The organism is Atribacter sp. (genome assembly GCF_035418125.1).
GTDB lineage: Bacteria > Atribacterota > Atribacteria > Atribacterales > Atribacteraceae > Atribacter > Atribacter allofermentans.
Map to the genome: position 1 here is coordinate 1 of NZ_DAOLQM010000103.1, position 7,095 is coordinate 7,095.

The 7,095-nt window shown below is 40.5% G+C and carries 6 protein-coding genes; 4 read left to right on the top strand and 2 right to left on the bottom strand.

The window, feature by feature from the left end:
- Positions 1–37 precede the first annotated feature (37 nt).
- Genes PLK24_RS06395 through PLK24_RS06410 form a run of 4 tightly spaced genes read left to right on the top strand, consistent with a single transcriptional unit; the run spans position 38 to position 5,159 of the window.
- Complete coding sequence (locus tag PLK24_RS06395; protein WP_324477411.1) at positions 38–1,585, top strand: oligosaccharide flippase family protein; 1,548 nt, start codon at positions 38–40, stop codon at positions 1,583–1,585.
- Positions 1,582–2,961: a Coenzyme F420 hydrogenase/dehydrogenase, beta subunit C-terminal domain gene (locus PLK24_RS06400; protein ID WP_324477413.1), complete on the top strand. Its 1,380-nt coding sequence runs from the start codon at positions 1,582–1,584 to the stop codon at positions 2,959–2,961. Before PLK24_RS06395 ends, PLK24_RS06400 begins: the two co-directional genes overlap by 4 nt.
- Positions 2,954–4,198 (top strand): polysaccharide pyruvyl transferase family protein, encoded by a 1,245-nt coding sequence (locus PLK24_RS06405; protein WP_324477415.1) that lies wholly within the window; start codon positions 2,954–2,956, stop codon positions 4,196–4,198. The genes PLK24_RS06400 and PLK24_RS06405 overlap by 8 nt, the downstream gene beginning before the upstream one ends.
- A gap of 1 nt (position 4,199) precedes the next feature.
- Positions 4,200–5,159 carry a glycosyltransferase family 2 protein gene (locus PLK24_RS06410; RefSeq protein ID WP_324477417.1) on the top strand — a complete coding sequence of 320 codons (960 nt, stop codon included), beginning with the start codon at positions 4,200–4,202 and terminating at the stop codon, positions 5,157–5,159.
- A gap of 54 nt (positions 5,160–5,213) precedes the next feature.
- On the opposite strand, the gene PLK24_RS06415 is transcribed toward PLK24_RS06410, so the two are convergent.
- The gene (locus tag PLK24_RS06415) at positions 5,214–6,731 is read right to left on the bottom strand and encodes a hypothetical protein (RefSeq protein WP_324477420.1); all 1,518 of its coding nucleotides are present in this window, start codon (positions 6,729–6,731) and stop codon (positions 5,214–5,216) included.
- Positions 6,732–6,847: 116 nt separating this feature from the next.
- Positions 6,848–7,095 (bottom strand): glycosyltransferase (locus PLK24_RS06420; RefSeq protein ID WP_324477422.1); only part of this gene is annotated, 248 nt, incomplete at its 5' end.

A 7,095-nucleotide genomic window follows, 5' to 3' on the forward strand; every position in this document is an offset into this window, starting at 1 on the left:
TTATATTTAAAAATTACTTCTTTAGTATTGGTTTTCCATGCATAGTACTATCAATCACCAGTTTAGCACTCAATTACCACGCAACCTTGCTGGAAATATCAGTTTTTTCCTTGTAAATTTAATCATTGGGCTTTTCCTCGTACCATATTTTATCTCGACTCTCGGGGTTGCTGCATATGGTATCATTCCCCTCGCTACCTCCCTCAATGGGTATGTTGGGCTGCTGACCCAGTCACTGAATACATCCGTATCTCGTTTTCTCACGGTTGATCTCCAGCGCCAGGATTATTCCGGGGCGAACAGGACATTTAACACAGCTCTCTTCGGGATTACAGGAATAATCATTCTGATGATCCCGATCGTCATTTTGGTCTCCCTTTATTCCCCGGTGATTTTCAATGTTCCCTCTGGACAGGAGGCAGGTGCGGTATACCTTTTTCTTGGTGTCACCAGTGCATTCCTCATCCGGTCATGGTCAGGCAATTTTTCGGTGTCACTCTTCGCCTACAATCGGCTTGATCTTCAAAACTTTGTAGGTATTGTCAATATTATTATCCAGGTAATTTGTATTGTTGCCTTTTTTTCCCTTTTTGGGCCTTCCCTTGCCTACGTGGGGCTGGCCTACCTTATCGGCGGGATAACAGCATCTATCTTGGATGTTTTTCTTGCCCGGAAGATCAATCCGCATCTTGTTATTTCAATACGTGATTTTGACCGTTCCCGATTTTCTGACATTGCAGGAATGGGGTGGTGGGTCATCGTCAACCAGGTTGGGTCACTTCTTTTCCTGAATATTGACATTATTCTTGTTAACCTGCTGTTTGGTGCAACACCTGCGGGTGAGTATGCGGTCGCACTCCAATGGGTTGTCCTGCTCCGGGCAATTGCAGGTACGGTTTCCGGTGTTCTCTCGCCAATTGTGCTGATCTATTATGCCAAAGAACAGACAGGGACACTTATCCGTGTATCCAGGAGTGCAGTGAAATTGATGGGACTCTTCATGGCCCTTCCCATTGGTCTTGTCTGTGGTTTTGCCCCGGTTTTGCTCACCGTGTGGGTTGGAAATGAATTTTCTTTCCTTTCTTTATTGCTTATCATCCTGACCGGGCACCTTTGTATTAATCTTGCTGTCCTGCCGCTCTTCTCGATTAATGTTGCATACAACCGTGTGAAGATTCCCGGTATCCTGACATTATTGATGGGTATGGGGAATGCAGTCCTTGCAATTGTTCTCTCCCGGGATGCCGGGCTTGGGTACTATGGTGTCGCACTTGCCGGAGCAATCGTTCTGATACTGAAAAATGCCTTTTTCACGCCCTGGTATGCAACGAGGGTCCTTGGGGTTTCACCCCATACTTTTTCCGGTGCCATGATTCCCGGAGTAATTGCAGCACTGGTCCTTGCGGCCTGTGCAGCTGTGGCTACCTCGATCTTTGTTATCACAAATTTATTGTGGCTTGCCGTTGCAGCAGGAATATTCAGTATTCTCTATCTCGTGATTATATGGACGGTGGGTCTTGATAACTTTGAACGAGGCATTTTTATCTCATACCTCCCAAAGTGTCGCAGGGAAGGCGGGAAATGACTCCACCGGTTATTGCATTCGTTGCCAATCGTGATTTGTGCATCGGCTGTGGAACCTGTGCAGCATTATGCCCTGACACGGTGTTGGAGATGCGGTTTTCCAGGTTCGGGGAGTATATACCCGTCGAGACCGGAGAATGTACAAAAGAATGCGGTCTCTGCCTGAAAGTCTGCCCTTTTTCAGATTCGGGAGAGAACGAGGATACAATTGGGAAGCGACTGTACGGAGAGATTAGCGGTATCAGGCACCGGGTCGAGACAGGTTATTTCCTTGACTCGTACGTGGGCCATTCCGAAAAACACCGGTTGCAAAGTGCATCGGGAGGAGTGGCAACAGGGCTTCTTGAGACCCTGCTCACAGAGGGAGTCGTCGACCATGTCATCTGCGTTGCTCCTACGGGAGACCCTGAAAGGCTCTTTGCCTTTCACATTTTCAGCAATGCCGACGACGTCCGTACCGGTGCAGGGTCTGCCTACTACCCGGTTGAGATGTCAACAGTTCTCAGGTATGTTACCGGGCACCCGGGCCGCTATGCCATAACAGGCCTCCCCTGTTTTATCAAGGCCATCCGGCTTGCCCAGCAAAGAAACAGGACATTACGGGAACGGATCCTTGTCACCGTCGGCCTCGTGTGCGGGCAGCTGAAGAGCAAACATTTCACCGAGTATATTGCTGCCCTTGCGGGAGTAAAGGGAAGGGTAACTGCAGTTCGTTACCGTGGGAAGAGTCCGGACCAGCCGGCCAGTAATTTTTATTTCTCGTTTCTTTCACAGGAAGGTGACGAGAAGAAGATCTTCCGGAGGGACGGGATTTCCGAGGCATGGACAAACCGGTGGTTCACGCCGAATGCATGCAATTACTGTGATGACGTGTTTGCCGAATGTGCGGATATCGTATGCATGGATGCGTGGTTACCGGAGTATTCGGGGGATAGCAGGGGGACGAGCCTGATTGTTGTCCGGTCACCGGTTATCAGGGAAATACTCATGAAGGGAGTATCTCTTAGTTTAAAGCCGATACCAATTGACAGGGTGATCCAGAGCCAGAGTGGAATTCTTGCAATCAAGCGACACCAGTTGAGTTACCGTCTGTACCATGATAGTCAGTCGGGGATAAGGGTTCCCAAGAAAAGAATACCAGCTGTCATCATGCACAATGTTTTCACCAGGCAACATATGAACCTAAAAGAGAAGATGCGTCTTACCACCAGGGACGCGTGGATTGTCCGGGGCGGAGATGTGCAATATCTCCGCAATAAAGTGCAGAAAGATTTGAAAAGATTGGAATTTATGAATCAGTTTTCGAGAATTATTTTTTATCCAGTACATATTATTCGTTTTTTAATAAGAAAAAGGGGGGCCATCTCCAATGGCTAGCGACAGGCCTCTTTTTATTCTTGCTGGAAATTGTCCCTATGATAACAGGGGCTGCGAGGCGATTGTCCGCGGGACTGTGAAAATATTGAGAAAGTATTTTGAAAATCCCCACTTTGTCTGTATCAGCCATTTTCAATCGGATCAACAATTCGAAGACCAGAAACGAAGGGAGAGTGACAGCGAGATCATTCATTTCAGCACCCGTCGCCTCAATAAAAGAAAGGTCATAAAAAGCGCATGGAAACTGGAAACCTGGTTTGATGTTTTCCATTATGCAATCAACAAGGATACGTTCTCCCGGTCAGTTTACAGAGATATGGTTCCTTTTCTCTCCAAGGCTGAAGCAGTTCTTTCAATCGGTGGTGATAATTACTCTCTTGACTATGGAATACCGAGGCTTTTTACCGCTCTCGATGATCTCGTGATCTCACATAAAAAACCAATTATTCTCTGGGGGGCATCTGTCGGGCCTTTCTCCTCGAAACCGGATTATGAGAAATACATGAGTGATCATCTCAGGAAAGTAACAGGCATCTATGCAAGGGAATCTGAAACCATCCGCTACCTGGAAAGCATCGGTGTAACAGAAAATGTCTACCATGTGGCAGATCCTGCTTTCCTGATGGATCCAAAACCACCTCAAAACGAGATAGATATTGAAAATGATGCAATAGGAATAAATCTCAGTCCTCTAATGGCAAAATATGTCACAAGTGGTGATAGTGAGAAGTGGATTGCCATGGCAGGAGATATTATTGCAGAGGTATCAAAACGGACGGGGAGACACATCTACCTGATGCCTCACGTAACATCCCCGCATTCTGATGATTACGCGTTTATGCAAAAAGTGATATCCCGGCTACGGGAGATTAATCACAATATTACCCTGATTCCTCCGCATTACGATGCTGCAGAAACCAAGTGGATTATCAGCCGGATGGCGTTCTTTGCAGGGGCACGGACGCACTCGACGATTGCCGCCCTTTCTTCGGGTGTGCCGACACTAAGTTTGGCCTATAGCATCAAGGCTAAGGGAATTAACCGGGATATCTTCGGCCATACTGAGTATTGTATGGAATCCAGGGATATAGAACCGGATAGTATAGTCAGTAAAATCATATCAATGCTGGATCAGGAAACCTCAATCAGGACAGAATTACGTGAACGGATCCCAAAGATTCAAAAATCGGCATTGGATGCTGGTTTGATACTCGAGCAGCTCATCAAAGAGAACTGATATGGAATTGATACCTGCGGTCTCGGTCGTCATCCCCCTCTATAATAAAGGTCCCTACATTGCTAGGGCTATTCAATCTGTTTTAAGTCAGACTATACAAGATTTTGAGATTATCATCGTGGATGGGCAGTCTACAGACGATGGGCCAAGAATTGTCAAATCATTTCAGGATAAGCGGATAATATTCATTAATCAAATAGGAAAAGGGGTGTCATCAGCTCGTAATGAAGGAATTGAACACTCCAAATCAGATTTTATTGCATTTCTTGATGCTGATGATGAATGGATGCCTGACCACCTGGAAACGTTGCTAAGGTTACGTTATGCATATCCCGAAGCAGGGGCATACACAACAGCATATCTCGTAAAATATCCCAATTTAAGAACAAAAATGCCTAATTTTTTCATGATTCCGGAAAAGCCTTGGGAAGGACTGATCCCGAGTTATTTCAAATCTGCCGCATTTGGAGCATCACCGGTTTGGACATCGGCAGTCGGTATTCCAAAATCGATTTTAAAAGAAATGAGGGGATTTAGTATGGAGGCGTGGTGGGGAGAAGACACTGACCTTTGGGGGCGAATTGCTTTGAAATATCCTATATCTTTTAGTTGGGAAGGTTTGGTTATATATCATACAGAAGCAACAAATAGACTTTGCAATAGAATTGAACCTGTTGATGAGAATATTTTTTGTCATACTGCAAGGCTCGCAATAGAAACAGGAGCAGTCTCTCCAGAGATTCGTGATGATCTTTCAGAATATATTGCAAAAAAAATTATTGAGACTGCCTGGTTTAATATACAGGCAAATCGGCGAGAACTTGCGAAAAAAAATTTAAAAAAATGCATCACAAAGAAGATGGTATTTAAAAAATATTGGACAATGATTTGGGCTAATATGCCATTTAAAATGTATTATTTATGGAGACGACTGAATTATCTCAATCCGTACCGAATTTAATATACCTCATTATTGTAATTTTCACCAAAAAGCAAGAGAAGAAAGAATGTAGATTTATTTTGATGATATTATATCAACCAAACCTGAAGAATATAAAACATTTATCTGATCATTTATTTGTATTTTATAATTATAATTAGACAAAGATTTTATAAAATACCAACCGGGTAATGAAATATAATTAATATTATTGTTTAATACAAATAAATTGTTTTCTTTATTTTTATTTTCATGATTCCCATTAATAATGAGTATTACATCATCTATTGTAAACATATTCAATGGAATATTGATTGCTCTATCAGGACTTCGAAATTTTTTAATCATAAAACCAGTTGTTAGAACGTCACTTTTAATTTCCGAATATTTTGTTCCAGCAATGTGATTCATTAACCAATCTGCTGGAGAGTTTAGATAGTGGAATTCGTCTGTAGATTTATGACCCATATAATATCCAGAATTAATGCATAAAGAAATATATAAAATTCCGGTTATAAATAATAACCATATTACTGGTTTAATAATTTTAACTTTGTTCCTAAAAGAATTATAAAAAAGACAAATACCCACATATGCAACTAAATTTATATATAAAATTTGTAATGTACCCAAAATAAAATATATAAAAAATAAACAACTACTTGAACCTAATAACGCTAAAAAAACCCATTCAACTTGATTCAGGTGTTTATTTCTAATGAAATTATGAATTAATATTAAAAATAGTGAACAGAGGACTAATAAAATTAAACAATGACGGAAAAAACCGATATAAAAAAGATAGTCTGGAGGTCCATAAAGTGCGTCAAATAAAGGATTGTTATCAGTTTTTGCAATTTTAAAAAAGGCCAAATCTCTAAATTCAATCTCTTCAAAATAGGGAAGTGCAGCCGAATAAAAAAAAATGTTTAATCCTATAGAAGTTATTAATCCAATTAAAAATAAATGAACAGGTTGTATTGAAAATTTGTCTTTACACCATTTATCCTTTATTATTTCTGAAATAATTAAAAATAAAATAAATAATAGAATCAGGGCAGATATCTTATATGAAATAAAGCATATGATAATCACTATTAACAAAATCAATAAAGAATTAAAAAAATTAATTTTATTATTTTTGTAAGATATTATCAATATAAGGATTAATGATAAATATAAAAGAAAACCCAATTCATGAATTCCTGCAACGAAAAGGTCTGGAGAGGCAAAAGGTAATAAAAACGATATGGTTAAAAGAACACTATGATAATTATTTAAAAATTTTTTAAAGATACTTATTATTAATAGAAATAGAGGGATTAATAATAATGGCATGCAAATTATTGTAAAATGAGACAGTCCAGTAATAAGCATCAATGAAATAATTATTAACTGAGATCCAGCAATATTAGTTCTGACATCACTGATATGGTGTGTTAATAATAAATTGTCATATGGTATGGCATTAATATAATAAAAATCAAGAATTGCAGGAAATATCCAGAAAATGTAAGTAATATAAAATCCAACTATAGCTATTACTATTAACTTGGAAAGGTTTGGAGATAATGTAGTTTCTTTAACAGACATATAACATCTTTTTATAGGATAATCATGCACATTAACTCATAATAAAGACAAATAGTTTGTATGCCCCCTGTATAACGTGATTCGCAATTACATTAACTGAAAAATTATTTGTATTTTTAGATTATCTCCAAAATATTTTCCCATCTTTTAAGTGTTTCCTTAAATGAATAATTTTTCTCCACGTATTGTCTTCCCCTCTCCGCAATCCCTTCCAGGTCAGGATGGTTCAACGCCCGCATCACGTTCCTTGCAATGCATTCCGGTGTGTTATTCTCCATGATAAATCCCGTCACACCATCCTGGATCACTTCGGGTATCGCCCCGACCGGTGTTGCGAGCACCGGCGTCCCGCAGGCCATGGCCT

What these genes read in the sequence shown, in the direction of transcription:
- PLK24_RS06395 (WP_324477411.1), top strand. Translation starts at nt 38, where the DNA reads ATGCATAGTACTATCAATCACCAGTTTAGCACTCAATTACCACGCAAC.
- PLK24_RS06400 (WP_324477413.1), top strand. Translation starts at nt 1,582, where the DNA reads ATGACTCCACCGGTTATTGCATTCGTTGCCAATCGTGATTTGTGCATC.
- PLK24_RS06405 (WP_324477415.1), top strand. Translation starts at nt 2,954, where the DNA reads ATGGCTAGCGACAGGCCTCTTTTTATTCTTGCTGGAAATTGTCCCTAT.
- PLK24_RS06410 (WP_324477417.1), top strand. Translation starts at nt 4,200, where the DNA reads ATGGAATTGATACCTGCGGTCTCGGTCGTCATCCCCCTCTATAATAAA.
- PLK24_RS06415 (WP_324477420.1), bottom strand. Translation starts at nt 6,731, where the DNA reads ATGTCTGTTAAAGAAACTACATTATCTCCAAACCTTTCCAAGTTAATA.